24 protein-coding genes and 3 pseudogenes are annotated in these 25,133 nt (G+C 43.7%); 21 read left to right on the top strand and 6 right to left on the bottom strand.

The genetic code is table 11. The annotated features are described in order from the left end of the window. Positions 1-85: 85 nt before the first annotated feature. Complete coding sequence (locus tag DNHGIG_RS03995) at positions 86-754, bottom strand: SOS response-associated peptidase (protein WP_282198449.1); 669 nt, start codon at positions 752-754, stop codon at positions 86-88. 407 nt (positions 755-1,161) lie between these two features. Between DNHGIG_RS03995 and DNHGIG_RS03990 the strand changes: the two genes are divergently transcribed. Continuing rightward, complete coding sequence (locus tag DNHGIG_RS03990; RefSeq protein WP_282198448.1) at positions 1,162-1,896, top strand: hypothetical protein; 735 nt, start codon at positions 1,162-1,164, stop codon at positions 1,894-1,896. Between the two features lie 189 nt (positions 1,897-2,085). Beyond that, a complete protein-coding gene (locus DNHGIG_RS03985; RefSeq protein WP_282198447.1) occupies positions 2,086-2,412 on the top strand; it encodes a YolD-like family protein in 327 nt (108 codons plus the stop codon). A 197-nt stretch (positions 2,413-2,609) separates the two neighbouring features. On the opposite strand, the gene ku is transcribed toward DNHGIG_RS03985, so the two are convergent. After that, entirely contained in the window at positions 2,610-3,506 is an 897-nt protein-coding gene (gene ku, locus DNHGIG_RS03980) for a non-homologous end joining protein Ku (protein WP_282198446.1), read from the bottom strand. 57 nt (positions 3,507-3,563) lie between these two features. Between ku and DNHGIG_RS20935 the strand changes: the two are divergent. From DNHGIG_RS20935 to DNHGIG_RS20930, 3 genes and pseudogenes are all read left to right on the top strand, one after another. Then, a pseudogene (locus DNHGIG_RS20935) lies at positions 3,564-3,875 on the top strand (ATP-dependent DNA ligase); the annotation flags it as partial. A gap of 16 nt (positions 3,876-3,891) precedes the next feature. Continuing rightward, positions 3,892-4,098 (top strand): hypothetical protein, encoded by a 207-nt coding sequence (locus DNHGIG_RS03975; RefSeq protein WP_282198445.1) that lies wholly within the window; start codon positions 3,892-3,894, stop codon positions 4,096-4,098. Position 4,099: 1 nt separating this feature from the next. Further along, positions 4,100-4,573: an ATP dependent DNA ligase gene (locus DNHGIG_RS20930; RefSeq protein ID WP_369414664.1), complete on the top strand. Its 474-nt coding sequence runs from the start codon at positions 4,100-4,102 to the stop codon at positions 4,571-4,573. 73 nt (positions 4,574-4,646) lie between these two features. On the opposite strand, the gene DNHGIG_RS03970 is transcribed toward DNHGIG_RS20930, so the two are convergent. Further along, positions 4,647-4,871, bottom strand: a complete 225-nt coding sequence (locus DNHGIG_RS03970) for a helix-turn-helix transcriptional regulator (RefSeq protein ID WP_282198444.1) — start codon at positions 4,869-4,871, stop codon at positions 4,647-4,649. Positions 4,872-5,029: 158 nt separating this feature from the next. On the opposite strand from DNHGIG_RS03970, the gene DNHGIG_RS03965 reads away from it, so the two are divergent. From DNHGIG_RS03965 to DNHGIG_RS03935, 7 genes are all read left to right on the top strand, one after another. Next, positions 5,030-5,857, top strand: coding sequence for a ParM/StbA family protein (locus DNHGIG_RS03965; RefSeq protein ID WP_282198443.1), 828 nt, complete (start codon positions 5,030-5,032; stop codon positions 5,855-5,857). Then, positions 5,832-6,092 (top strand): hypothetical protein, encoded by a 261-nt coding sequence (locus DNHGIG_RS03960; RefSeq protein WP_282198442.1) that lies wholly within the window; start codon positions 5,832-5,834, stop codon positions 6,090-6,092. Before DNHGIG_RS03965 ends, DNHGIG_RS03960 begins: the two co-directional genes overlap by 26 nt. Positions 6,093-6,438: 346 nt before the next feature. Next, positions 6,439-6,780, top strand: a complete 342-nt coding sequence (locus DNHGIG_RS03955; RefSeq protein WP_282198441.1) for a TrbC/VirB2 family protein — start codon at positions 6,439-6,441, stop codon at positions 6,778-6,780. An 11-nt stretch (positions 6,781-6,791) separates the two neighbouring features. Continuing rightward, positions 6,792-7,106, top strand: coding sequence for a hypothetical protein (locus DNHGIG_RS03950; protein WP_282198440.1), 315 nt, complete (start codon positions 6,792-6,794; stop codon positions 7,104-7,106). Between the two features lie 685 nt (positions 7,107-7,791). Then, the gene (locus tag DNHGIG_RS03945) at positions 7,792-9,354 is read left to right on the top strand and encodes a type IV secretory system conjugative DNA transfer family protein (protein WP_282198439.1); all 1,563 of its coding nucleotides are present in this window, start codon (positions 7,792-7,794) and stop codon (positions 9,352-9,354) included. Between the two features lie 251 nt (positions 9,355-9,605). Continuing rightward, the gene (locus DNHGIG_RS03940) at positions 9,606-10,712 is read left to right on the top strand and encodes a Fic family protein (RefSeq protein WP_282198438.1); all 1,107 of its coding nucleotides are present in this window, start codon (positions 9,606-9,608) and stop codon (positions 10,710-10,712) included. A 38-nt stretch (positions 10,713-10,750) separates the two neighbouring features. After that, positions 10,751-11,044, top strand: a complete 294-nt coding sequence (locus DNHGIG_RS03935) for a hypothetical protein (RefSeq protein WP_282198437.1) — start codon at positions 10,751-10,753, stop codon at positions 11,042-11,044. 439 nt (positions 11,045-11,483) lie between these two features. On the opposite strand, the gene DNHGIG_RS03930 is transcribed toward DNHGIG_RS03935, so the two are convergent. Beyond that, on the bottom strand, positions 11,484-11,960 hold the full coding sequence (locus DNHGIG_RS03930) for a GNAT family N-acetyltransferase (RefSeq protein WP_282198436.1): 477 nt from the start codon (positions 11,958-11,960) through the stop codon (positions 11,484-11,486). 277 nt (positions 11,961-12,237) lie between these two features. Here DNHGIG_RS03930 and DNHGIG_RS03925 point away from each other — a divergent pair, with 277 nt between their 5' ends. From DNHGIG_RS03925 to ystJ, 6 genes and pseudogenes are all read left to right on the top strand, one after another. Continuing rightward, complete coding sequence (locus DNHGIG_RS03925) at positions 12,238-13,185, top strand: COX15/CtaA family protein (protein ID WP_282198435.1); 948 nt, start codon at positions 12,238-12,240, stop codon at positions 13,183-13,185. A gap of 436 nt (positions 13,186-13,621) precedes the next feature. Continuing rightward, complete coding sequence (locus tag DNHGIG_RS03920) at positions 13,622-15,352, top strand: sigma-54 interaction domain-containing protein (protein WP_282198434.1); 1,731 nt, start codon at positions 13,622-13,624, stop codon at positions 15,350-15,352. Positions 15,353-15,621: 269 nt separating this feature from the next. Beyond that, positions 15,622-17,046 (top strand): amino acid permease, encoded by a 1,425-nt coding sequence (locus DNHGIG_RS03915; protein ID WP_439647762.1) that lies wholly within the window; start codon positions 15,622-15,624, stop codon positions 17,044-17,046. A 54-nt stretch (positions 17,047-17,100) separates the two neighbouring features. Next, a complete protein-coding gene (gene gabT / locus DNHGIG_RS03910; RefSeq protein WP_282198433.1) occupies positions 17,101-18,501 on the top strand; it encodes a 4-aminobutyrate--2-oxoglutarate transaminase in 1,401 nt (466 codons plus the stop codon). After that, the gene (locus DNHGIG_RS03905; protein WP_282198432.1) at positions 18,479-19,900 is read left to right on the top strand and encodes an aldehyde dehydrogenase family protein; all 1,422 of its coding nucleotides are present in this window, start codon (positions 18,479-18,481) and stop codon (positions 19,898-19,900) included. Before gabT ends, DNHGIG_RS03905 begins: the two co-directional genes overlap by 23 nt. Positions 19,901-20,117: 217 nt before the next feature. Then, positions 20,118-20,453: pseudogene (gene ystJ, locus DNHGIG_RS03900) on the top strand (NADP-dependent malic enzyme); the annotation flags it as partial. A 179-nt stretch (positions 20,454-20,632) separates the two neighbouring features. On the opposite strand, the gene DNHGIG_RS03895 reads toward ystJ, so the two are convergent. Then, on the bottom strand, positions 20,633-21,757 hold the full coding sequence (locus DNHGIG_RS03895) for an IS4 family transposase (protein WP_282197990.1): 1,125 nt from the start codon (positions 21,755-21,757) through the stop codon (positions 20,633-20,635). A 125-nt stretch (positions 21,758-21,882) separates the two neighbouring features. Here DNHGIG_RS03895 and DNHGIG_RS03890 point away from each other — a divergent pair. The 3 genes and pseudogenes from DNHGIG_RS03890 to DNHGIG_RS03880 form a co-directional block, all read left to right on the top strand. After that, positions 21,883-22,794 (top strand): annotated as a pseudogene (locus tag DNHGIG_RS03890) (NAD(P)-dependent malic enzyme); the annotation flags it as partial. 115 nt (positions 22,795-22,909) lie between these two features. Beyond that, the gene (locus DNHGIG_RS03885) at positions 22,910-24,133 is read left to right on the top strand and encodes a threonine synthase (protein ID WP_282198431.1); all 1,224 of its coding nucleotides are present in this window, start codon (positions 22,910-22,912) and stop codon (positions 24,131-24,133) included. Between the two features lie 118 nt (positions 24,134-24,251). Further along, entirely contained in the window at positions 24,252-24,638 is a 387-nt protein-coding gene (locus DNHGIG_RS03880) for a RidA family protein (protein ID WP_282198430.1), read from the top strand. 196 nt (positions 24,639-24,834) lie between these two features. On the opposite strand, the gene DNHGIG_RS03875 is transcribed toward DNHGIG_RS03880, so the two are convergent. Then, positions 24,835-25,092: a hypothetical protein gene (locus tag DNHGIG_RS03875; protein WP_282198429.1), complete on the bottom strand. Its 258-nt coding sequence runs from the start codon at positions 25,090-25,092 to the stop codon at positions 24,835-24,837. Between the last annotated feature and the right edge of the window lie 41 nt (positions 25,093-25,133).

The raw sequence follows: 25,133 nt of genomic DNA, 5'->3' as shown, positions 1-25,133 counted from the left end.
TGTCGTATTCAACTTTAGTTTCTTTCTACTTTCACCTAAAAACATACAAAAAATAAAACCCGCCTCGTACTTATCGTGGCGGTTTTTATGCATATAACCAGGTTAGTAACTCCGTATCATTCTTCACATTCCCCACCATTGGTGATACCGGATACGCCCTCATCTGCTCGGCGGGGTAGGGCACAAGCAATGACTGTAGTAACTCAACATCTTGCTTTTCTCGATCCAACCAGATTGTTTCATCTTCCGGCCTTAGAATCACCGGCATACGGTCGTGGATCTCGCTAACAAGCTCGTTCGGCCGCGTCGTTATGATCGTGCATGTATGAATCTTGGTTCCATCCGATGAAGTCCAGCTATCGAACAACCCAGCCATTCCGAACGGTTCGCCACTTTTCAGTGTGATCCTCATTGGCTGTTTGCCCGACTCTGATTTTTTCCACTCGTAGAAACCGTCAGCTGGAATGATGCAACGCTTCTTTCTAAACGCATGCCTGAAAGCCGGTTTCTCATGCACCGTTTCAGCTTTCGCGTTGATCGTTTTATACCCAATTTTCTCATCCTTAGCCCAATATGGAATCAAGCCCCACTTAAGAAGACCTAATCGATTCCTTCCTTCATTAGCGATAATAGCGGGGATCATTTGTCCAGGCGCAAGGTTGTATCTCGGTGTGTATTCAAAAGTTATCTCGTCGATCTTGAACCTTTGGATAATTTGTTGGATCTCAGGAGAGAAGGAATATCGTCCACACATTTTCATCACCAATTTCATTATAGCGGGTTTGATTTGTGATTACGAAGAGCCTAGTACCGGGGCTCCAAAATATACTCCAACCTCCCTATCGCCTCCGCTTCAAGCATCGGAAGCATGTATGGTGCCTGCTTAATATGGCCCTTCTTCTTGTATTCCACCATCACATCCCACTGTCGCCACTCCTTTTTCATGATGAATATGGCGCTGCTATGTAATTGCCGCCTGACTGTGACCATCTCTTCCGAGATTCTTTCCCTCAGAGACTCAAAGATTCCACATGTCCACGATTGAGAAAGCACACGTGGTGACTGAAAAATTGAGGCGTGGTATTTTTTGCTGAAAAGGATCATAAAAAGAGAATGCAAGTAAGTTGCTATACATGACCAAAAAAGAAGGGAGAGTTGTAATTGGCGGATAGCAATTACTTCGTCGGGAACTCCGACCCACAATTCGTCATTAATGCAGGCGGAGCTCCTTCGATTCAGGAAGGTCCGTTATCTAGCCGTCCCCTAACAGCTGACGTAGGTGCTTTGTTTTTAGATACTGATCAAAAAATATTTTATCGTTTTAATGGGCAATTTTGGGAACCGTTAGAACAAGGTCCTCCTGGTCCTCCTGGCCCTCCTGGGCCAAGGGGAATAGGTATACAAGGACCAATTGGTCCGCAGGGGCCACCTGGACCGCAAGGGCCACCTGGACCTGCCGGAGGTCTTTCATCAGTCTTATATCGTAGAAACGGAACGACTGTAAACGTGAGCATTGTTGCCTTAGGTGGTTCAGCCCCTATTCCATTCAACTCCGCAGGTGCGGCTCAAGCAAGTTTTGGAACGGCCATCAACTTCGCTTCTCCTGATACTTTTAACATTACCGAAACAGGATTTTACAGGGTAACGTTTATTTTAGATACCGCGTTGGAAAGTATACTCGGAAATGTATTTGTCAATTATACACCAGTTGGTGGCGCGACCCCGAATCCCGCTGGTGCAGTATTTCCCCTTCTAGCTGTAAATACTCAAACTGTTGGGGATGTGGTCTTCCAAGTGACAACTCCAGGAAGTTCGCAGCTTTTATTTTCGGCATCTGTGATTGGAGTTGGAGCTTTTTCTCAATCTTCAATAACCATTGAAAAGCTTACACCGTAACTCAGGTGATCACGAAGTTACAACTCTCTTATCTAAACCGCCTCTGTCTCACTGATCTGGGCGGTTTTCTTCTTCCTCTGGCCAAAGATCCTCAATTGCAACCCCAATACCCGGAATATGTACACTTTTATTTTATTTCCCAACCTCATATAATAAGAACATACGTTCTTATCTTCTGGAGGGAACAACATGCGAATAATCGACGGAAACATCTTCGAATCTATGCGCATCATTTTACCAGAACACTGTGAGGCCATGAAACGATTAGAAAAGGAAGAAAAAAGACAGCCGCGCCCCGTCTTGGATGAACAAAAGATTGAGGAGATGTCTAGGGTGCTTGCGGATGCAATTCAAGACCAACGCTACATATCAGTAATCGTGTATAAACCCTTTGGCCCCGATCGAGTAGAAATAATTCCGGAGAAGATCGATCCGTACTCAAAGCAGTTGAAAGGGAAGGATCAGGAAGGAAATATGCGGAACATTCCACTGACAGACCTTATTGATGTAGAATGAACCACCCCGTCACTCGGGGCGGTTTTGTTTTCCTCAATTAAATCTTAACTTCCCTAAGATCGGAAGAAGCAGGATGTGGAGTTGTTGCATTCGTTGCTTGTGCTCTACCTTACTGATGAGATGAGGGCATATCCAGTGTCCCTATTGGTGGGGAATGTAAAGAATGATGCGGTGGAATGTATTCTCGAATTCACTTCTTATTCCTCATTGATCTTCCTACGTCTACGCCGCTTAGGTTTCTCTAAAGTAGCATGAGTCGGATCAATAGCCGTTCCTACATCGGTTCCCGTTGCTTCAATCGCTTTTTCTGACGTATCTGCTTGTGATCTCATTCTTTCAATACTTCTTTTTAACGAATCCATGAGATCAATTACATTGTTAGATCGTGGAGTGACTGGCGACTCGATTTCGACATTCTCTATTTTAGCGTTAATGAGAGCCTTTAGAGCTTCCTGATAGTTGCTCTTATAGTCATTGCGAAAGGCTCCGCTGATCTGCTCAATCAAAGTTTTAGCCATCTCAAGTTCATCTTCATTGACCGCTATATGATCGATCTCCGTGATCCCAGGTACGCCTTCTAACTTCCTAACCTCATCCGGATAATGAATCATATTCAACACAAGGCCACGGTTATGGATTCGAACCACTGCCAAGTGCTCACTTGTACGGAATGCTACTTTGGCGACTGCCACCTTTCCCGTGGCCTCCATCGCATCATGAAGCAGCTTATAGGGCTTGGCTCCAAATTCTCCAGGACCGATATAGTATGATTTCTCGAAAAAGATCGGATCAATATCGTCCTTATTGGTGAAATGCAGAATCTCGATCGCGCGCAAGGTCGGTAGAGGCAATTTTTCTAAGTCATCGTCCGTAAGAACGATGTAGTTACCCGGTGCATATTCGTATCCCCGTATGATTTCATTGTTGGCGATTTCGCGGTTACAAACGGGGCACCACTTTTTATACTGGATCGGATTTCGACATTCTTCGTGAAGGCTGCGGAAACTGGTAGTGTGATCTTCCGTGGCTTTATAAAGACTGACCGGAATATTGACTAAACCAAAGCTGATACTTCCTTTCCACATTGACCTCATAACCATCCCCCATTTCTTACCCATAAAATTCCCAAAAAACGAAGTATAAAACCATCGATGGGAATGGTTATCGATTTTCGATGGTTAGCCTACCATTCATCCCCTGTAGAATCCATGCAATCTACATGCGAAAATACACAAGCGAGGTGTGTGCTTGTGCTTTTTCAGCCGATTAAACCAATGTTAGCCTCCATGCAGAAGACTTTTGATCTTAGACACCCGGATTACTTTTATGAACTAAAGGCTGATGGATGGAGATGCCTGGTACATAAGAAGGGGCGAAAGATCGAAGTCTTTACTCGTCATGGAAGCCGGATTACAGAAAAATTTCCGGAATTTCAAGAAGCTGCGGATGCCATACAAGTAGAGGAAGCTATTATCGATTGTGAAGGCGTATCGAGATGGCCGGACGATCTTCGACGATTTCAACACCCGTGGCCGCTTGAGCGATCCGGAGAAAATCGCTCATGCAAGACAGCAAATGCCGGCAACATTAATCGCCTTTGATGTGCTCTATACCGATGGTACAGAACAATTAAACAAGGATCTCGTTAGTCGAAAGCATATCCTCCAAGAGCATCCAGCCCAATGAGGTGATTACTCAAACACTATTCGTAGAGGAAATTGGCGATTGGCTCCTGGAATGGTCTAAGCAGAATCGATGGGAGGGTATTGTAGCCAAGCGTAAACGATCCAAGTACGCATTGGATACACGAAGTACCGATTGGATCAAAATAAAAAACTTCCGGAATATAGACGTTGTAATTTTAGGATATCGTATGAAACCCCGGTTTGGGCTGCTTGTTGGCCTTCATTTTCCGACGGTATCTTATAAACCGGTAGCTACTGTAGAGTTTGGCTTCAATCCGCTAGAGAAACAGGCGTTTCTCGAAGTGGCCCAACAGATACACACGTATCGAGACAGAACCGGAGTGCAATGGGTAGAGCCTTTGTTGTGTTGCGAAATTCAGTATTTAGAGCGTACTGAAAGTCACAATCTACGGATCACATCGTTCAAAAGATTTCTACCTCACAAGAACCCCGAAGATTGTCAATGGGTATCTTAAACAGAATATCTCCATTTCAACCTTTCCCCTTAAGCTGCGCTTCTTAAATCATGATAATGTAACCGCCTCGGCCTTACTGATCGGGGCGGTTTTCTTCTTCCGCAAGTATCCATCCCCACAACTCCTCAACGCTGACGTCAAACAACCTCGCTATCTTCAATGCTACGCGCAACGTTGGTTCTTGTTTTCCGGCACTGATAGACGACAAGGTGCTCCTTGTTATCCCGCATTGCTCAGCTATCCAAACTTTCTTCAGTCCGCGTTGCCGTATCAGTTTTTCTAAAGGAGTAACATCCATGTCCAACACCTCAAACATTACTTCTCGATTGTTCGTTAAATTCCTACTTGCACTTTTTTATAAAACGTTCGATGGGACATACATTTTTCGACAAATGACTCATATCTTATACCATCACTAAGTTCATAACCAGTCAACAAACAAGGGGAGTGTGACGGATGCGCATTTTCGGACTCGACGTTGGCCGACATCGCGTGAAAGTATATAGCGATGGAATCAAATTATCGTTCCCATCTTATTGTGGGTCATATCGCACCTTACGTCTCGAACGCACTATGACAGAGGAAGATATGGTCGTAGAGTGGAAAGGATGTCGATATTACGTTGGTTCGATTGCACGGGATGAGGCAGAAGACGGGATACAAAATTTCCTCACATCTAAAGTTACAACCGACACACAATTAATCGGACTTACCGCATTACATCGATTTGTCGAAAACGGAGAAGAAATTGCGTTAGTGATTGGTCATCCTATCAGCAATCACACACAACCAGAAAAAGAGGGGATGCGTCAACTTTTCACTGGTGAACATGACTTAACGGTAAATGGTGAACACAAACGATTCACGATCACGAACGTCACGGTCGTACCTGAGGGAGCGAGCACCCAGTTTATATTGCCTAAAAAACACACGGTAGCTCATGGTATCGATGCAGGCGGAGCAACAACGAACTATTGTACCTGGGAACGTGGGAGATGGGTGGATCGTCTATCTGGTACGTTAGAGTTTGGCTTGGAGAATATTCGGAACCTATCCATGGAACAATTCGCGCGATTAGTCGCTAATAGCGTTGCCCGAAAGCTACACCAATTCTGTGGCCCGATATACGTTTTGGGTGGTGCAGCCGAACCTTTGTCTTCCGCACTGCGACAATATATACGCAACGTACCAATTGAACCGCTTGAGGACGGAATGTTCGCAAATGCGAGGGCTTACTACGATATCGGGGTGAAGATGTATGAAAAAGTACAAACGCAGCGATAAATGCGAACTTGTATACGTGTCCGTGGCATGGAACGTGCTAGATGAGGAGCAACGTAAAGATGTAGAATACATCAATTCATATCCAAACAAAGCGGGGCGAATACGTGAATGCGTAAGAGCGATGAGAACAGGTATAACTGGTCAGTGGCAAATAGATTCGTTAATGGGGGAGATAGCGAATGAAGATATGGTCGATGCAACGGACGAGGAGGCAATCAATTTATTGACCAGTTAACAACGAAGTGATGGACAGAATAAAAACACCCCTCAAAGTCGAAGGGTGTATTATCGCCAAATGGCTGATGGGCACTATCAGCCTATGCGTGTCAGTCTGAAAAGATGCACGTCTAATTAGCCAAGGAGAGAATAATCTTTCCTGCAACAATCATTGCTGCACCTACAAGCGGAAGAATTGGCATATCCACGTACCTCCTCAATTTCGTTAAGTGAATTATGCGCAAGGTCAATTCGATTTATACGGGGTGGGTTATGGAATTAATCGGTGGATTGATATTGGCGGGTGGAATTGGAGTGTGCGTATATTGGATGGTCTTTAAATCCTTTGGAAGGTGGCGTAGTAAATGAGTGTAAAAACTTATGACTTTCGGGCGTTTTGTCAGGGCGAATTGATACGGACGGATAAAAAATCGATACAGAACATCGGCACTATAACGGGTGTGTGTGCGGTTGCAAGCACCATTCCACGAATCGCATACGCAGCGCAACCATCTATCGATCACGCCTTTGATCCAATTATAGCGATGCTTCAACAATTGGCGTTCCCGGTAGCAACAATTTGTATAGCTTGGGCGTGTTTAGAAGCAATGATCGGAAAACCCGCCTCCGCAGTAAGTCGCGCTAAATGGGCTGTACTTGGTTATCTTGCCATGCGTTACGCTCCTGAAGTATTACGGCATGTGTAAGGAGGGATATTATGACTCCGACGATTTATATCTCAGGAGCCGTCTTAATGGAAGGTTCAAAGGATTACGGTTCAGGTACGCTTCCGCCGGTTCAAAAAGCGGCAATTGATATGACTCAATATATCGCTGACAGTATAGTCAGGTCCATTTGTGAGGTATCTACCAAACTCGGGATTTGGTTAATTCACGTCTCGCCTGACATCATGCTAATTTTCTGCATGGGATCTATCCTCGGTATGATGATTGGATCTGAGAGGTGTAGGCGTTGGGCTGGATTCAGTGCTTTAGCAACAATGATCCTCTCGGTGGTGAGTAAAGCTGTCTAATATTATTTTGAAACTTATCCCGGATCGGACAGTGGACAACAAGAAAGGCCATGAGTTTGTTCGGTCACTACATGATGTGTATAAACCTTGGCACAAACGAATTGACATCACAAACCGCTCTCTTGCTTCTATTGAAAAAGTTTGGTTTATAATCCGGCTATCTCCCTCAGACATTTCATTTTACATGGTGTCTAGTGACCAATGCGTAACTTATCTAAAACAGCGGATATCAAGATACTGGCCGCGTGCGGCCGTTAATGATGGCGAGATTTCAGCAATCCCAGTCGTTCATACATCCGCTTGTGAGATGAAATACAGAAGACATAATATTTTTGCTTTGGCGGCTGATTGGCGAAAAGATACGGTTCCAATTGCATCATTTCTAAATGTTGTTAGGGATTTGAAAGATAACGACGAGGCGAGAATCATCGTGTGTATGGAGCCATATAGCCGAAAAACGTGGGCTGATTGGTACGAAAAAGCATTTGAAGAGTTCAAATCCGGAAAGACTCCCTCTCGGCGCGGAATCTCCGGAAATTTCACCGCAAAGAACGGTCTGAAAATCCTAGATTCAATTTTATCCGAAATTCAAGACATAGCAGAAACTTTGTTTGACTCTGAGCAAGAAGTAAAAGAAAGGGATCGAAAGAGAAAACGGAAAGCGGACATTGAAAAGCGAGAAATTATGCTGGACGGAAAACTGAATCGAATAACTTTGCAAAAGAGAAATGAGCCTGTATTTAAGACACGCATATATATTACCTCTCACTCTAAAGATCCGTTCAGGAGAGAGATTACACTACGGAGTTTAGCAAATGCGTTCAGTGAATTGAGTGGAGACAATGAGCTTCGTCGTATAAATTTTCGGAATCCAGCAAGACTGATTTCTAAACTAAACAAATGGGAAATTCCGAGGATGGACTTCGATAATAACATTATGAGTGCATCTGAAATTGGAAAGTTTATTCAGTTACCAACAGCATCACTCCAAGAGGAATATGCTGATTACATGAGAACGATTGAACACCGCGAAACAGATTTGCCCGAACGTTTGTTGACTGGTGGAATAAAAATAGGGACTATTACAATTCGCGGGACACAAAAAGAAATATACTTTCCTTTGAGTGATTACGATGAATTATGTTTACCACGTATAGCGATTGGTGCGATGGGAACGGGTAAAACACGCGGATTTGGTGCGAATCTGGCCGTTGAATCGGTGCGCAATGGTTTCACTGCGATTACAATAGATGTCGCAAAGGATGAGTTGGGTGATGAAGTTGAATCAGGTTGTAAGCGATTGGGTAAAGGCGATAAGGTTATACGCATTAAATTCGGGAATACACCAATTGGATTGGACTGGTGTGAAGCGTTAGGGAGCCGTCATGCGGTGAATCGATTTGCGGCAGAAGTATTAAACTTTTTCCAACTTCACGGGCATGAAGCAGGACTCGAAACTGCGCGATATATAAGATTGGCGGCGAAAACAGTCGCGACCGGAGACGGTAAACTATCCAATGTGATACGACTATTCACGAACGATAAATATCGGCAATCCGAGATGAAACGATTGCAAAGACTAGGCAAAACTGATTTAGTGGAACAATGGGAATCGTACGAGGCGTTGAGCACAGGCATGAAGGGGAAAGTCACTGAACCGGTCATGAATCGATTGGATATGTTGGTTGGCGACGATTACCTCAATGAGTGCCTGCAATGTGATACCGGAATAGATTTTCGCGAATGGTTGAATGATGGGTACGCAATATGCTGTTACGTTCCTAAAGATGAATTAGGATCAGAAGCAACAGATATTATCGTATCGATACTTATCGCCAAAGTGTGGTTGGCTACATTAGCTCGGCAAGGGGAAGATGCAAAACCGGCATTTCTTGTCATGGATGAACCGCATCAATTCATGTCCAGTGCTAAACATTGGAAGTCGATGGTTGTTGAGTCTCGTAAGTGGCGATTGGGGTTGACGTGGCTATTTCACTCATGGGAACAGATACCGCGTGATTTAGCTGAGATTATAAAATCAGCAGGCCCGCACTATCACATATATACGTCGAGCAAGAAAACGTATCGTGACCTTGCTGAAGAAATAGCGCCGTTTACAGTTGAGGAAGCATTAAAAACACCGCGATTCCACGCAATCAATATAATACGTTCGGGCGGAGTGACAGTGACGCCGTTTATGGCTAAAATGACACCACCTCCAAGTAAATGTTTGAAAAGTGGGATTTAAAAAACTGTCGTACATCTGCTCCTTGATTCTTCAACCAGATGATGTCTGATGAAAGTTAGAGTTACCTTGAAGATAGATAAAATTTAAGGAGAGAAGGGACCGCTATAGGTCCCTTTTTTGGACATAATTTAGACAGAATACGGACATAATTGAGGATAATTCTGTAGCTATTATGGGGTAGAATGCTTATAATATAAAGAACAACGATTTTAGATCACGGACATATTTAAGACATTTAGGGAGGAGCCGATATGGCGCGCTGGGAAATTAACTTTAATCACAGAATTGATACAGAGGACAAGGAACTCATTACACTTTCTGTTGAGATTGAATCGTATCGATTATCAATCATGAGGATCCCTATTCCTCCGTCGAAGCAAAGAGAGTTGGACAAAATTAATATGATTCGACAAATTAAAGGAACAACAGGAATAGAAGGCAATATGCTTACCGAAGAAGAAATTCGAAGAGTAATTGAAAGTGGTCAAGCTAAGCTAGAAAGCGAAAAAGAAGCTGAAAATGCCCATCGTTTGCAACAATTTATACGTGAGCGCGTAAAGAGTCTGGGCGAAGAAGCTAAATATATTACAGAAGATTTAATAAAACAGATGCATGCAATTAATACTGAAGGATTAAGTTCTGGCAACAACATACCCGGTCAATACCGACGACACGATGTTTCCGCCGGAGATTATCAAGCCCCACATTACGGAGAAATAGAAGGTTTAATGCGTGCATTCATTGAAGTTATAAACAGCAATGAAGTCATATATGGTTTAGGACCGCTTATTCGTTCAATTATCGCGCATTTCTACCTCATTACCATTCATCCATTTGGGGACGGGAATGGTCGAACTTCTAGGGCATTGGAAGCGTACATTTTATATGCAGGTGGATACAATGTGCGTGGGTTTTACTCGCTTGCAAATTATCACTATCGACATCGTGATGATTACATCGATCAATTAAACAAAGCAAGATTTGTTTATAACGGAAACTTAACTCCATTCATTAAATACTGTCTTCGTGCATTTTTGCATGAGTTAGAAGGTGTCCAAGAGTCTATTTTGGAATATGTTCGAAGAGTTATGTACAAAGATTATGTAATCGAGGAACTTCAATTAGGAAGAATTAATTCAAGAATGATGACTGTGATTGACTTCTTGTTAGATGGTGGGCGTTTAACAAGTGATGAGTATAGAAACAAACGCCATCGCTTAATCGAAATGTTATATGAAGGTCTAACAGCGAAAACAGCTCAAAGAGATTTGAATAAAATGTTAGAAAGAGGATTGGTTATTGAACGTGAAAAACGCCTGTATGCAAATGTAGATATTTTGAATAAGTTTATCGAATGACTATTTTTCAGCGAAAAACTGAATGAGGAGTGATTTTAATGCAAAAAGAAAGCGTCAAAAAGATCAAACTCAATGAGGAACAAACTAAGAAATTCCTTAGTTTTTTTGTACCAGAAGCCATTGAACTCGCAAAGAAAAAACTAAGAGAAAAAAATAAACTCAATTCGAATGGAAGTGAAAACGAAGGTGAGCTTCCACTAGCAAATAGATGCGACTCGTTAGAGTCGCTACGGTGGACAAGTCGAGTAAAAAAGGAGCATAGAGCAAGGACATGGTTGTATACAACGTGGAGATATGATGTTGGGTGTAGTGATAATAGAATGGTTGACTAGCTATAGATCCGTATCTATAGCTAGTCTCGTAAAAAGTTGCGTGCTTGTTGATTGTGGATAATATTATCCGTTCTTTAACGAATGTACTCCAATGTTAGGGGTATCAAAGGTACCGCCTCGCCTCCACCAACCAAAAAACACGAACAGGAGCCAACTTCCATTGAGGGAGTTGGCTTTTTCCTTTTTTGTGCTTCACGAGATTCTCAAAATAGGTATTTGTTCGTCTTGGATGGTGTGTGGTTTTGGACTCACAGTCTCGCGCTTCCTTATGGGGCTTGTCCTCTATTCACGAAACCATTTCAAGTCACATACGTTTCCACAAAAGCTGTGGATAATGTGTGTATGTTGTTAATAAATATGTGGATAAGTTTGAATGATGAATTACATTGTGGATTTTTGTACTAAAAGTGACTTTAAGACAGTACCGGAACTATCATTTTTAAGAATTGGGGGGGTTCTCGCTGTTCACTTCCATTCTAAAAATCGGAATAGGGCCTTCAAGTCTCGACGGATAGTCACGGATATGTTTTCCCCCCATATGTTCGTAGAAACCTGCTGCATGACGGTCGGCTGCCCACTCCATGTACTTGGCGCCCAAATGAGAGGCACGCTGAAGTGCATGGGTGAAGAGGGCACGACCGACACCCATGCCAATTTTCTTAGGTATGACCCACAGGTGTTCTAACTCGCAGATACTTTGCCCTTTCTCCTTCAGTGCATAGAACCCGGCTATCTCACCCTCAATCTCGGCTGCAAATACCTCGTTCGTACTGACATATTCAGACGTTATCTTCACACCGCTTATCCAAAGCATCACCCAATCTTCCGGATAACCCCAGTACCCCTTAGAGGTCACGACAATTTGATGGAGCAAGTTGGCATCCTCCGGTCTCGCCCGTATGATCTGGATTTTCATTCGTTTTCCTCCTCTGCGCGGATGTTTTTTCCGGGGAGAAGATGTCTATAATAGAGTACGCACAAGAGAATGGAAGTGTTTTTCAAACGAATTTTTTGCTGTCCATGCAAGGAAGAGTTGAGCGCAGATATCCTTGGGAATCGAACAAGTTTTTGCTTTCATGATGTATTCAAGAAATTGACAAGAAAAAGTTGAAAGTACAAGCTCTCAGATCGTCTATACTATAGAATAGATGGAAGTCATTCATATTTAGAATAAAGAATAGATGGGGTGTACCATGAGCAGAGCATTGCGACCATTTTCTGTATTAACAGCTATCGGAATGTTATTGGTGTTGTTGGCTGGAGTACTGGTAACCAACACGGGATCGGCGGAAGGTTGTGGTCATACCTGGCCATTGTGTCATGGTGAATTTCGGCCCATGGACAGCTTGGCTTCTCTCATTGAATACAGCCACCGCGCGATCACTGGAATTGTAGGCTTCATGGTGGTTGCGTTGGTCATCTGGACATGGAGAGTGTATCCTCAGCGTAAAGATGTGAAATGGTTGTGTTATTTGAGCATCTTTTTTCTTCTCTTGCAGTCTGCGCTCGGGGCGACCGCGGTGATATGGGGGCAATCAAAAGCGGTTCTGGCCTTGCATTTCGGAGTTTCATCCATGGGATTCGCCAGCGTTCTTCTGCTTGCCTTGGTAACGTTCCAGGACAAAGACATTCATGGAATGTCAACAAGGGTTTCCAAAGGATATTTTAAGTTTGTTTGGGGCATTTTTGTGTATGTTTATGTTCTCCTCTACTTGGGAGCCTACGTAAGACGAGTGGGTGCAGGGCTCGCAATCGATACTTGGCCATTAAACAATGGCAAGCTGATTCCAGATCATCTCACTGGTCTTATAGCCATCAATTTTGTTCATCGATTGAGCGCGCTCATCGGACTGATTTTGATTATCGCGTTGTTTATGATCACGAAACGCAAATATCCCGGAAGACACGATCTGTATGTCGGCAGTCTCTTATGTGTCATAACGATGATCTTACAGATTTTCAGTGGAGGATATGTGGTTTTATCGCGGATGGCCCTTGGTTCATTGCTGTTGCATAGTACGTTTGTTTCCATCTTCTTCGGCAGTTTAAGCTACCTATGTTATATCGCAACTGTCGAGACCACATCAAAACCTGTTTCGTTTCTCATGCACGAAGAGAGTGTTCCGAAGAAGATCTCTTAGGCAAAGATAGAAGATCCCGATGATCCTGATAGAAAGAACGGTGACATTTGCAGGTTGAGAGAAAATTTTCTTGCTTTCATACTTGAAGACTGCCTTCGCTCGTTCGATCTTCCTGCCTGGAAGACGTGACATGAGCGGATATGCCAGTCAGACTGCATGAAACGTCTTGCAGTTTGGCTGGCTTTTTTGTTTGTAAGCCCCTGTTTTCCACGGGCGGTTTTTTTGAGATCCAGTTCAGTACCTGGGAATCTTGCATGTTTTTCATCAAAACTGTACCTTAAGTAAAATGACAATGATTTGAATATTCTCTTGACTATATAACCCCGCACGTCTTATATCAGATACATGTAAGAAATAACATAAAGGGATCCACGTAGAAGAAGCAGAAAGGTCCCAAAAGAAGATAGGGAAACTCTTTCGACCATAGGAGGGGACAATGAGATATATCCAATCAATGAATACAGATTTTGTAACCCTTGAAGATTTGGTTACAGTAGAAGAAGCCTTAGCATTACTTAGAAAAAATAATGCTCGTCTATTGATAGCTTTGAAAGGGGAAGTGCCTGTTGGTGTTTGTGACAGTCATTCCTTACTTTTGCAAACGGGCGACATGAGCAGTTTTCTCGAGCTTCAAACAGAGTTTAAAATTTTAAGCCAAGATCAGATGCTAACGGAAGCGGATCTTTTGTATCCTTACTTGCTGATTCAGACGGATGACAAGGAGATAATAGGGTGGTTGGACAGCGGAACGGCTGATGCTTTGTATGTAAAACAAAGTTTTTCTCAAGATGTCAGGAATTTGACAACCGATCTCGAAGCGATTGTTGATTCCATTTACGATGAAATTTTAGTTGTGGATGCCAAAGGAACCATTTTACGCGTGTCCAAACGGAGCGCACATAATCTATGGGGTGTGGATCCTTCCACGGTCATCGGGGAGAATATTTTAGAGTTAGAAGAAAAGGGATGGTTTAAACCTACGGTGACTCGAAAAGTACTTGAGGAACACAAGAAAATCTCGGTCATTCAAGAGAATCGCTTTGGAAGGAAAATTCTTGCCGTAGGCAACCCGATTTTCGATCGTAAAGGACAGTTAAAGCGCATCGTCATAGCCTCCCGGGATATAACAGAAGTGTCGCGGCTTGAAAGAGAATTGAAACAAGCAAAGCAGTTAACGGAAAAATACCGTCAGGAAATCGATACGCTTCGCAAGCATCAACAAGCGGGTGAAAAGCCTATTATTTTTCAATCGGATCGAATGAGAGAATTGATGTGCGAAGTAGAACGGGTAGCAAAAGTAGAATCCACAGTAGCCATATACGGGGAATCGGGTGTAGGTAAGGAACTGATCGCATATGCGATCCATCATTTCAGTCCCCGGGCCCATCAACCTTTTGTGAAAATAAATTGTGGTTCCATACCGGACAATTTATTAGAGAGTGAACTTTTCGGCTATGAGAAAGGAGCTTTTACAGGCGCTCTCCCCCAAGGGAAAACAGGTTTGTTCGAACTCGCGAACCATGGGACGTTATTTTTAGATGAGATCGCGGAATTACCGTTGAATTTACAAGTTAAGCTGCTGCGAGCGATTCAAGAACGGGAAATCATGAAGGTGGGAGGAACCCGTACGATTCAGATCGACGTGAGAATTATAGTTGCGACCAATAAGAACCTGGAGGAGATGGTATCAAAGGGAACTTTTCGTGAGGATCTTTTTTATCGGCTTCACGTGATTCCTCTATATGTACCCGCCTTGCGGGAGCGAATTGAGGATATTGAACCATTGGTTTATTATTTCCTGGAATTTTTTAATCATAAATTCTCATTCAAAAAACATTTTTCTGAAGATGCCATTGAGATGATGAAGGCGTATCATTGGCCGGGAAACGTCAGACAACTGCAAAATGTGATTGAGAGGGCTATGGTGGTTACGTCCGATCAGCTGATCACAGCCAATGATCTGGCCAAAATTTTAAAAAACAGAACAACAAGTCATTTGCCAGTACAGGTTCATTCGATTATCCCTCTGCAACAAGCGGTTGAAATGACAGAATCGCAATTGATTCAAATGGCTTTTTCCAAATATAAAACGATTACAAAGGTAGCCGAAGTCTTGCAAGTCAGTCAGCCGACAATGAGTAGACGGTATAAGAAATACCTGCAATAAATCCTGGCTTTTGAAGCAGACAAAGAGAACGTAAACGCGCATGTCATTCAAAGATGAATAACAGGTATTCAATTTTGAATGATCTCCCTCCTTCGTACTAAGAAATTATTAGAAAAAATAAGAACGAAAGAGTTGGAATAATATTTGCTATAAGGAGAATGTACCGAATGTTCTATGAAAATTTTTTACGAAGGGGTGATGTTCGAGAACGATGTCGTACAGTCGGCATCAACTCCAGTGAATTCATATCAAATGAGCGAGTGAGTGACATGCGGGGCCATTTTCATGCAGGAGGGATCTGTTTGATTCAACAAGAGACACATTTGAAGAAGGATTTACAAATTCGACATATTACGATGATTTCTATTGGAGGAGTCATAGGTGCGGGCCTCTTTGTGGGAAGCGGTTCTGTGATACAGACGACAGGACCGGGTGCTATCCTTTCGTATCTGTTGGCTGGATTGCTCGTCGTGTTTGTCATGAGGATGCTTGGGGAAATGGCTTCTGTTAATCCTACCACCGGTTCCTTTTCAACGTATGCTAATGAGGCGATCGGTGCGTGGGCGGGATATACGATTGGGTGGTTATACTGGTTCTTTTGGGTCATCGTCATCGCGATTGAAGCAACTGCTGGAGCAGCTTCTATCCATGACTGGTTTCCTTCGATTCCCGTTTGGCTGTACAGTTTCATTTTAACTGTCCTTTTGACGCTTACAAATCTATATTCGGTAAAAGCATACGGCGAATTTGAATATTGGTTTTCTTTGATAAAAGTTGTAAGCATCATTTTGTTCTTGGGGTTGGGAATCGCTGTTATTTGCGGACTCGTTCCGGGGATTCCATCTCCTGGCCTTTCGAATCTAACGGGACACGGTGGATTTATGCCCCATGGATTTGGAGCTGTTCTTTTTGGAATTACGACCGTTATTTTCGCCTTTTTTGGGACGGAAATCGTTGCGGTAGCAGCAGGGGAATCCGCTCAACCATCAAAAGCTGTTCGAATCGCGACAAATAGTGTTGTTTGGAGGATTTTGGTTTTCTTTATTGGTTCCATAACAGTCATAGTAACACTCTTACCTTGGAATTCCGCTGACGTTTTGAAGAGTCCATTCATCGCTGTACTAGAATATATAGGGATACCCGCAGGTGCGCAAATTATGCATGTTGTCGTATTAACTGCCGTCCTTTCTTGTTTGAACTCTGGACTATACACAAGCTCTCGAATGTTATATGGAATGGCTCAGAGAGGAGATGCTCCAAAGGAGTTTCTCAAAGTAAATCGTCAAGGAGTCCCTGTTCGTGCAATTCTTTTCAGTACGTTTTTTGCCTACATTGCTGTGATCTTCGATTACGTTTCACCCGACAAAGTATTTCTGTTCTTGGTCAATGCATCTGGGGGAATCGCCCTTTTGGTTTACCTCGTGATTTGTATTTCGCATATACAATTACGAAGAAAATTTGAACGCAAAAACCCGGATGTACTGCAAGTGAAAATGTGGGGATTTCCCTATCTTACTTACTTAACGATTCTGGGGATTCTATTGGTTCTCATCTCCATGCTCTTTTTTGAAGATCTTCGCTCGCAAGTGACTCTCACGTTACTCATAGCTGTTCTCATTATAGCTACGTATTTTCTATTTCAAAGAGAACAAGGGAGAGTGAGAGGTGGAAGAATCAGAGGAGTCGATCAATAATCACGTTTATGAATGATTCATCGAATCGTACGAATTCTACAGGAGGCGTATCGAATGCTAACCGTTGAAAGAAGATTCATTAAGTTGAATACAGAGATTCCTGGTCCCAATGCAAGAGCATTATTAGAAAGAAGGGTAAAAAATGTTCCGCAAGGTGTCTCAAATACCGTTCCGTCCTTTGCCGAAAAAGGGGAAGGCGCTCTTTTAACAGATGTTGACGGCAATACATTTATTGATTTTGCCGGTGCGATTGGTACCTTGAACGCCGGACATTGCCCGCCCAAAGTGGTAGAAGCGTTAAAGAAACAACTCGATAAATATATACACCCTGGCTTTAATGTCATGATGTATGAACCGTATATACAATTGGCGGAGAAGTTAAATCAAATCACTCCCGGCTCACATGCGAAAAAAACATTCTTTTTAAACAGCGGCGCGGAAGCTGTAGAGAATGCGGTAAAGATTGCACGAAAATACACGGGGAGAAGAGCGATCATCTCGTTTGACAGAGGATTTCATGGTCGTACATTGTTGGCCATGTCGTTGACCAGTAAAGTGAAGCCTTATAAGTTTGGATTCGGTCCTTTTGCACCGGATACGTATAAAATGCGCTATCCTTACTACTATCGTGCCCCTTACGGGATCACACATGAAGAACTCGATAAACAAATCTTAGTTCAGTTAGAGGAGTTCTTTCTTTCGGAAGTACCGGCTGAAGATGTGGCAGCGATTATTATGGAACCGGTGCAAGGAGAAGGCGGATTCGTTATCCCTTCGAAAGCATTCGTTCAGGGCGTGAAAAATATCTGTGAGAAATACGGAATTCTCTTCATCGCCGATGAGGTTCAAACAGGCTTTGGGCGCACAGGAAAGATGTTTGCTATGGAACATTTTGAGGTTGTACCGGATTTGATGACCATGTCAAAATCGATCGCCGCAGGATTGCCGATCAGCGCCGTCACCGGCCGAGCCGAGATCATGGATGCAGCCAATCCCGGGGAAATCGGCGGAACGTATGGCGGCAGTCCTCTGGGATGTGTCGCGGCTCTACAAGTGATTGAAATGATGGAAGAAGAATGTTTGGTGGATCGGGCGAATGTGATCGGTGAAAAGATTTTATCCCGTTTTCAACAGATGAAGGAAACATTCAACTGTATCGGGGACGTACGCGGATTAGGCGCCATGTGCGCATTAGAAGTGGTGAAAGACCGCCAAACCAAGGAACCTGATAAAGAGCTCACCGCCCGCATTGTCCAAGAGTGTTATCGACAAGGAGTCATCATCCTGAGTGCCGGTCTTTATGGAAATGTGATCCGCCTCCTTTCGCCGCTTGTTATTACAGATGAACAACTTGAAGAAGGGCTGGAAGTCATGGAAAGCGTTTTTTCAACAATTGTACAAGGAGAACGAACAGTGGAAGGATGTTTCAACGATGAAAAAACGGTTGTTTATTAATGGGGAATGGATCGATGCAGCCAGCTATATTCCCCTTTTATCTCCTTATAATGAGCAATTCATTGCAGAGATTCCGGAAGCCTCAATTGAACATGTCGATCAAGCGATTGAAGCCGCTTATCGAGCGCGAACAACCATGGCGAAAATGCCTGCTCATCAGCGAGCGAACATTCTTGAGAGATTGTCCCGCCTCTTGGAGACACGTGCGGATGAAGCTGCCCGCATGATTGCAATGGAAGCCGCAAAACCGATCACCACGGCAAAAGGGGAAGTGGCACGCACCATCCAAACGTACAAGTTTGCCGCTGAAGAAGCGAAACGGATTCATGGTGAGACCCTGCCGCTGGATGCGGCACCGGGCGGGGAAAATCGGATGGCTTACACGGTACGTGAACCGCTTGGGGTCATTGGAGCGATCACCCCGTTCAATTTTCCGATGAATTTAGTGGCTCATAAAGTAGGTCCTGCGATTGCCGCCGGAAATACGGTTGTCTTAAAACCGGCCTTGCAGACTCCATTGTCTTCATTCTTCCTGGCCGAATTATTACAGGAAGCCGGGTTGCCTGCCGGAGCTCTCAACATTGTGACAGGACGGGGGAGCGTGGTCGGTGAACGGATTGTCACGGATGATCGGGTGAAAATGATCACCTTCACAGGAAGTCCCGCTGTCGGCATGGGTATCCGCAATAAAGCAGGATTAAAACGTGTGACGTTGGAGCTTGGATCCAATTCAGCCGTAATCGTGGATCAGGGAGTCCAACTGGACAAACTGATTCCCCGCTGTGTGACAGGCGCCTTCTCCTATCAGGGACAGGTTTGCATTTCTTTGCAGCGGATCTATGTTCATGAAAATGTATACGAGGAGTTTGTCTCGAAATTTGTAGAAGCTACCCAGAAGCTGAAAATCGGCGACCCGCTTGATCCAGAGACTGAGATCTCAGCTTTAATTTCACCGGGCGATGTGAAACGTACCCTCAGCTGGATCGAAGAAGCAAGACAGCATGGGGCCGAAATTGCGACGGGTGGGATCGCGGAAGGGAATATCGTGTATCCAACGGTCATTTTGGAAGCCGATCCCACGATGAAAGTATCCTGTCAGGAAGTGTTTGCGCCGATCGTTCTGATTAACAAGGTGAGGTCCGTTGAAGAAGCCATTGAATTGGTGAATGATTCGCGGTACGGCTTACAGGCGGGGATCTATACAGACAATGTCCATACGGCTCTGGAAGCTGCCGAACGCTTACATGTGGGCGGTGTGATGATCAATGATATCCCCACCTTCCGCGTCGATCATATGCCATATGGCGGTGTGAAAGAAAGCGGATTAGGCCGTGAAGGTGTGAAATATGCGGTTGAAGAAATGACGGAATTGAAATTGGTCGTATTTAATCGGAATTAGGTGAAGAAATGTTACGGGATTTTTTCGGAGAGGTTCGCCCCTCTCCTTTTTCCGTTGAAAAAAACGTGCTATACTTATACGAAAATTATCCGCTCGACATACATAAAACTTTTTTGGGATCCAGGGTAATGTCGCAAAAATTTACAGAAAGTTAACTGTATTTAGTTTTTTATTTTGATTGATCAAACGAAACACCTTGTTGAAGGAGTGAGGAAACATGTCTAAAGTCAATGAAGAAGCGCTAAAATTGCATAAAGACTATCAAGGAAAACTGGGAGTATATTCGAAAGTACCGCTGCGTAATTCAAGAGATCTGGCACTTGCCTACTCCCCGGGCGTTGCCGAGCCTTGTACTGCTATTTTTGATGATGAAAACATGATTTATGATTATACGATAAAGGGGAATCTTGTCGCCGTAGTTACGAATGGAACGGCCGTTTTGGGATTGGGAAATATTGGGCCGCGGGCAGCCTTGCCCGTCATGGAAGGAAAAGCACTGCTTTTTAAATCATTTGCCGGTATCGATGCTTTTCCCCTTTGTCTTGATACATCACTAGTGTTGCATAAATTATAACTGAATTTTCTGCGTTTTAATCTAATGCTATTTTAACAAAATAAGGACAGAGCACGTTAAAGGTAGCCCCGCCCATTTGGTATAATATGTATATTCTAAAAAGAAAGGGTTCCGTTACTGTCCTGTATTCTGGCATGCCGATTCATTGCTGAGATCTCTTACCTTCGCCTTTTTTTCGATGATCTATTGTACTTGAACCATTCTATGTAATCGCACCATAAGAAGGCCTTTAGACTTCGAAGCAACTCCAATAAGCTTTTGGTAGTTTGAATTTGCATCTTCATTAGAATCATCAGACAATAGGTGATCAAAGCAAGATACACTTGGTTCCAAACCGCCGTTTCGGAGAGACCATAAAACGTTTTGATTCTCAAATGTTGTTTCATCCATTTAAAAAACAATTCGATTGCCCATCGTGTACGATATATGTCACTGATCTCTTCTGCTGACAAATCAAAACAGTTGGTAATAATTCTTATGTCATTGCCCTGTGAATCCTTTGCCTCGACCAGTCGAAGTACGTGATCCATGGGCTTTTGAGGGGATCCTAGCAACACTTTTGTGTCCGCAAGGACAGGACTCTCATGAAGCACTTGAGATTCCAGAAGGTAGAACGTTGCATTGTCCTTCAAACGGGTAACAAAGCCTATTCCCCTACGGCAATAATCATCAAATTTCTTGTAATCGACATAACCACGATCAAACACATAGATGGCTTCCGAATCATCAATCAAGGAATCCATTTGTGTGATGTCATTAGGCTTCGCCGTCGTTAGACGAATCTGTTCAGGATAGACTTCATCATGATCGACAAATGCCAAGCTCACGTGGATTTTTATTCCCGCTTTGGTTTTCCGAAAGCTCGCCCAGCGGTATTTTGATAAACATAAACTGATCGTAGTTGAGTCTATGATTTTGTATGGCTTCCGCCCGGCAGGGTTAGCAGCCATGCATTGGATTTTTCCAACTAAAGAAAAAAACAGATGAGCGAGTAGATCGGTATCCACCTGACGGTGTTTCCGTGAAAGTTGCGAATAGCTGATGGAATCTAATTGCAAGAATTCTTGCATATGAGGATTCAAGATATCTGCCGCAACGGCACGTAAACTTTCACGTTTTTGCAAGATGGCGTGCAGAAATAACAGGACGTAAGATTTCGTAGTAAGCTTCTTAGCGTATTTATCTTGTTGGTTTTGATCTACTTTTTCTTGAAAATTACACTGAAAAAGTGGTTCAACCCATTTACCAAATGCCGAAAGTAGGGTATCCTTATCCTTGTCCATAAGTGTATTTCCTTTCAATGGATTTGGACAGGACTACCTGACCTCTCCATTGTAAAGGATTTTTTTATTTAAGAGATGAAAAAAATAATAGAAGAATATTCTGAATTAATTAATGCAACACTAGTGTTGATACATCCAATGCAGATACGTTTATTGAAACGGTTAAATTGTTGGAACCAACTTTTGGCGGTATTAATCTGGAAGACATCGCCTCCCCTCAGTGTTTCGAGATTGAAGAACGCCTGAAGAAAGAGTGCAACATTCCTGTTTTTCATGATGACCAACATGGAACCGCCATCGTGACCACGGCGGGACTCATCAATTCTTTAAAAGTGGTCGGTAAGACCATCGATCAAGTACGCGTGGTCGTGAACGGGGCAGGTGCAGCGGGGGTTGCCATTATTAAACTGCTGGTTCATATGGGTGTTCAAGACGCAATCCTTTGTGATACCAAGGGAATCATTTATGAGGGGCGTCCTGACGGGATGAATGTGATCAAAGAGGAGGTTGCCCGAATCACAAACAAGGAAGGGAAAAAAGGGACGCTTATTGACGCGATGAAAGGTGCAGACGTTTTCATCGGTGTCTCTGCAGCAGGTGTTATCAATCAGGAAATGATTTTATCCATGAATAGGGATCCTGTCGTCTTTGCACTGGCGAACCCTGTACCGGAAATTATGTCGGAAGAAGCGGCATCTGCCGGCGCCAAGGTCATAGCGACAGGTCGCTCGGATCTCCCCAATCAAGTAAACAATGTGCTTGCTTTTCCTGGAATATTCCGGGGAGCACTGGATGTCAGAGCAAGAGAAATCAATGATGACATGAAACTTGCAGCCGTGTATGCGATCGCCCATTTGATTCCTGACAGTGAGCTTCGCGCAGACTATGTGATTCCAGATCCCTTTGATCCAAGGGTGGTCCCACATGTAGCGGCCGCAGTCGCGCAAGCAGCGATGAGTACCGGAGTGGCACAAATTCGCGTAGATCCGGAAACGCTCAAAGAAAGATATATAGGGGAGAAGAATGCCCGTCCTTGACGCTTGAATCATGAAGAGACATCCTAACCTTTTACGGCTAGGGATGACTTTTCGTTTTGTAATCGACTCGGCGATGCCGTTATGATGAAGCTAGCAAAGCAAGGAGGTTGGTTGGATGAAATTCAGCTACGTGTCCCATCTACATTGCCCTACATGTAGTAAAACATACAGCGCGAGGGAAAAGAATCAACTATGTGTCTGCGGTTCTCCTTTGTTGGTCGACTATGATCTCGATGAAATAAAAAAAGTCCTCAAGCCGAGTGATCTATTGGGCAGGGAAGCAAGCCTATGGAGATATCATGAATTGCTTCCGGTTGAAAACAAGGAAAATATTGTATCATTAGGAGAAGGCATGACTCCTTTCATTCCGATGCCCCATATAGGCAAAGACATGTCCATTCGCCATTTGTTTATGAAGGATGAAGGGGTCATCCCGACCGGGACATTTAAAGCGCGCGGTGCAGCCGTTGGTGTTTCAAAAGCCAAAGAGTTGGGAATCAAAGAGTTGGCGATGCCGACCAATGGGAATGCCGGTGCAGCCTGGTCGCTATATGCCGCGAGAGCCGGCATCAAAACGAGTATCGTGATGCCGCTTGATGCACCGAGGATTACAAGAAACGAATGTGCGGTCTCCGGCGCAAACCTGTATCTGGTCAACGGGCTGATCAGTGACGCGGGGAAAATCGTCGGACAAGCCGTCAAAGATTACGGTTTATTCGACGCTTCCACATTAAAAGAGCCTTACCGGATCGAAGGGAAAAAGACGATGGGGCTTGAGATTGCAGAACAAATGGGGTGGAAAATGCCGGATGTCATCTTGTATCCAACCGGCGGAGGCGTGGGGATAATCGGAATTTACAAAGCGCTTAACGAATTGATAGCTCTCGGTTGGGTTAAAGGTTCGCTTCCAAGATTGGTGGCCGTTCAAGCGGAAGGATGTGCACCGATCGTCAAAGCTTGGAAAGAGAAAAAACCGGCTTCCGAATTCTGGCCTGATTCTTCAACCATCGCGTTCGGGATTAATGTACCGAAAGCCCTCGGTGATTTTCTCGTTCTTGAGGCCGTTTACAAAACGGATGGATGTGCGGTAGCGGTGGATGATCAATCCATTCTTGAGGAGCAACAAAAGATTGCTGCTCTGGAAGGCGCATTCATCTGTCCGGAAGGAGCCGCAACATTTGTGGCCGCGCGTAGGTTGAGAGAAAACGGATGGATCAAGGAAGAAGAAACGGTCGTTGCTTTGAATACGGGGGCAGGAATTAAATACCCCGATACGGTTCATGTTGAAGTTCCTGTCTTGCAACCGGAAGATACCATTCAAAAGGCTATGGGAGTTTAAATGATAAGCATCTTTTCGAACGTGAGCTTCCCGCGCTTGGTGTTTCCAAATTTACGATTTATAATGACTTACAGAAAATACGTACACAAATTAATACCACTAAGGAGGCAATAACAAAATGATCAAAGCCGTTTACACAGAAAAAGCTCCCCAAGCGATCGGACCCTATTCGCAAGCGATCAAAGCAGGTGACTTTCTGTTTCTTTCAGGACAAATCCCTGTGAACCCGGAAACCAATGAAGTTGTGGAAAATGATATTGTGGTTCAAACCCGGCAGGTCATGCGAAACATTCAGGCGATCCTGGAAAAAGAAGGACTCACGTTCGAAAATATTGTGAAGACAACGATTTTTGTTAAAGACTTGAGTATGTTTGCAACCGTCAATGAAGAGTACGGTAAATTTTTGGGAGATCATCGTCCTGCACGTTCTACCGTAGAAATTAGCCGTCTTCCCAAAGACGTTCTCATTGAGATTGAAGCGATCGCTTACACAGGGAATCGTTAGATCGCCTGGAAGATGTTGATATAAAGTCTTATAGAAAGAAAAAAGATCAAGGAAGAGATCTATGTAACGAAACTCCACCTTGATCTTTTTTCATCTACTCACGGAGACTTACCTACGCTCCTCCGCTAGACTTTTGCTCTTCAGAAGGCTTGGACGGTTTGTTCGCGATCCGAACACGTTTTACCGTTTCCGGTTTTTACCCCAGTGATACAACCTCAATAAAGTCTTTTTCCGAAACTTCGCCTTCCTGAATCATCTTTTCATATTTTTCCTGAGGAATCGGTGCATAGATGAAATGATCGGCGTTGACGATTCTCTTCAAGTGATAATACATGTCCTTGCGAATCTCAAGGATTTCATCCACATCAGGTTCCCGTTCAAAGTTATGCGTGTACTTATAATATTTTCGATTCAGATTTAGATGCACAGCAGCATAGAAGGTAACAGGGAACATTCTAACCACCTCACAAAAAATTATATAACAAACGATAAACT

Origin of the sequence: Collibacillus ludicampi (assembly GCF_023705585.1) — a bacterium.
GTDB lineage: Bacteria > Bacillota > Bacilli > Tumebacillales > BOQE01 > Collibacillus > Collibacillus ludicampi.
Note: the sequence above shows the minus strand (reverse complement) of the source record. Positions and strands in the feature narration are given on the sequence as shown.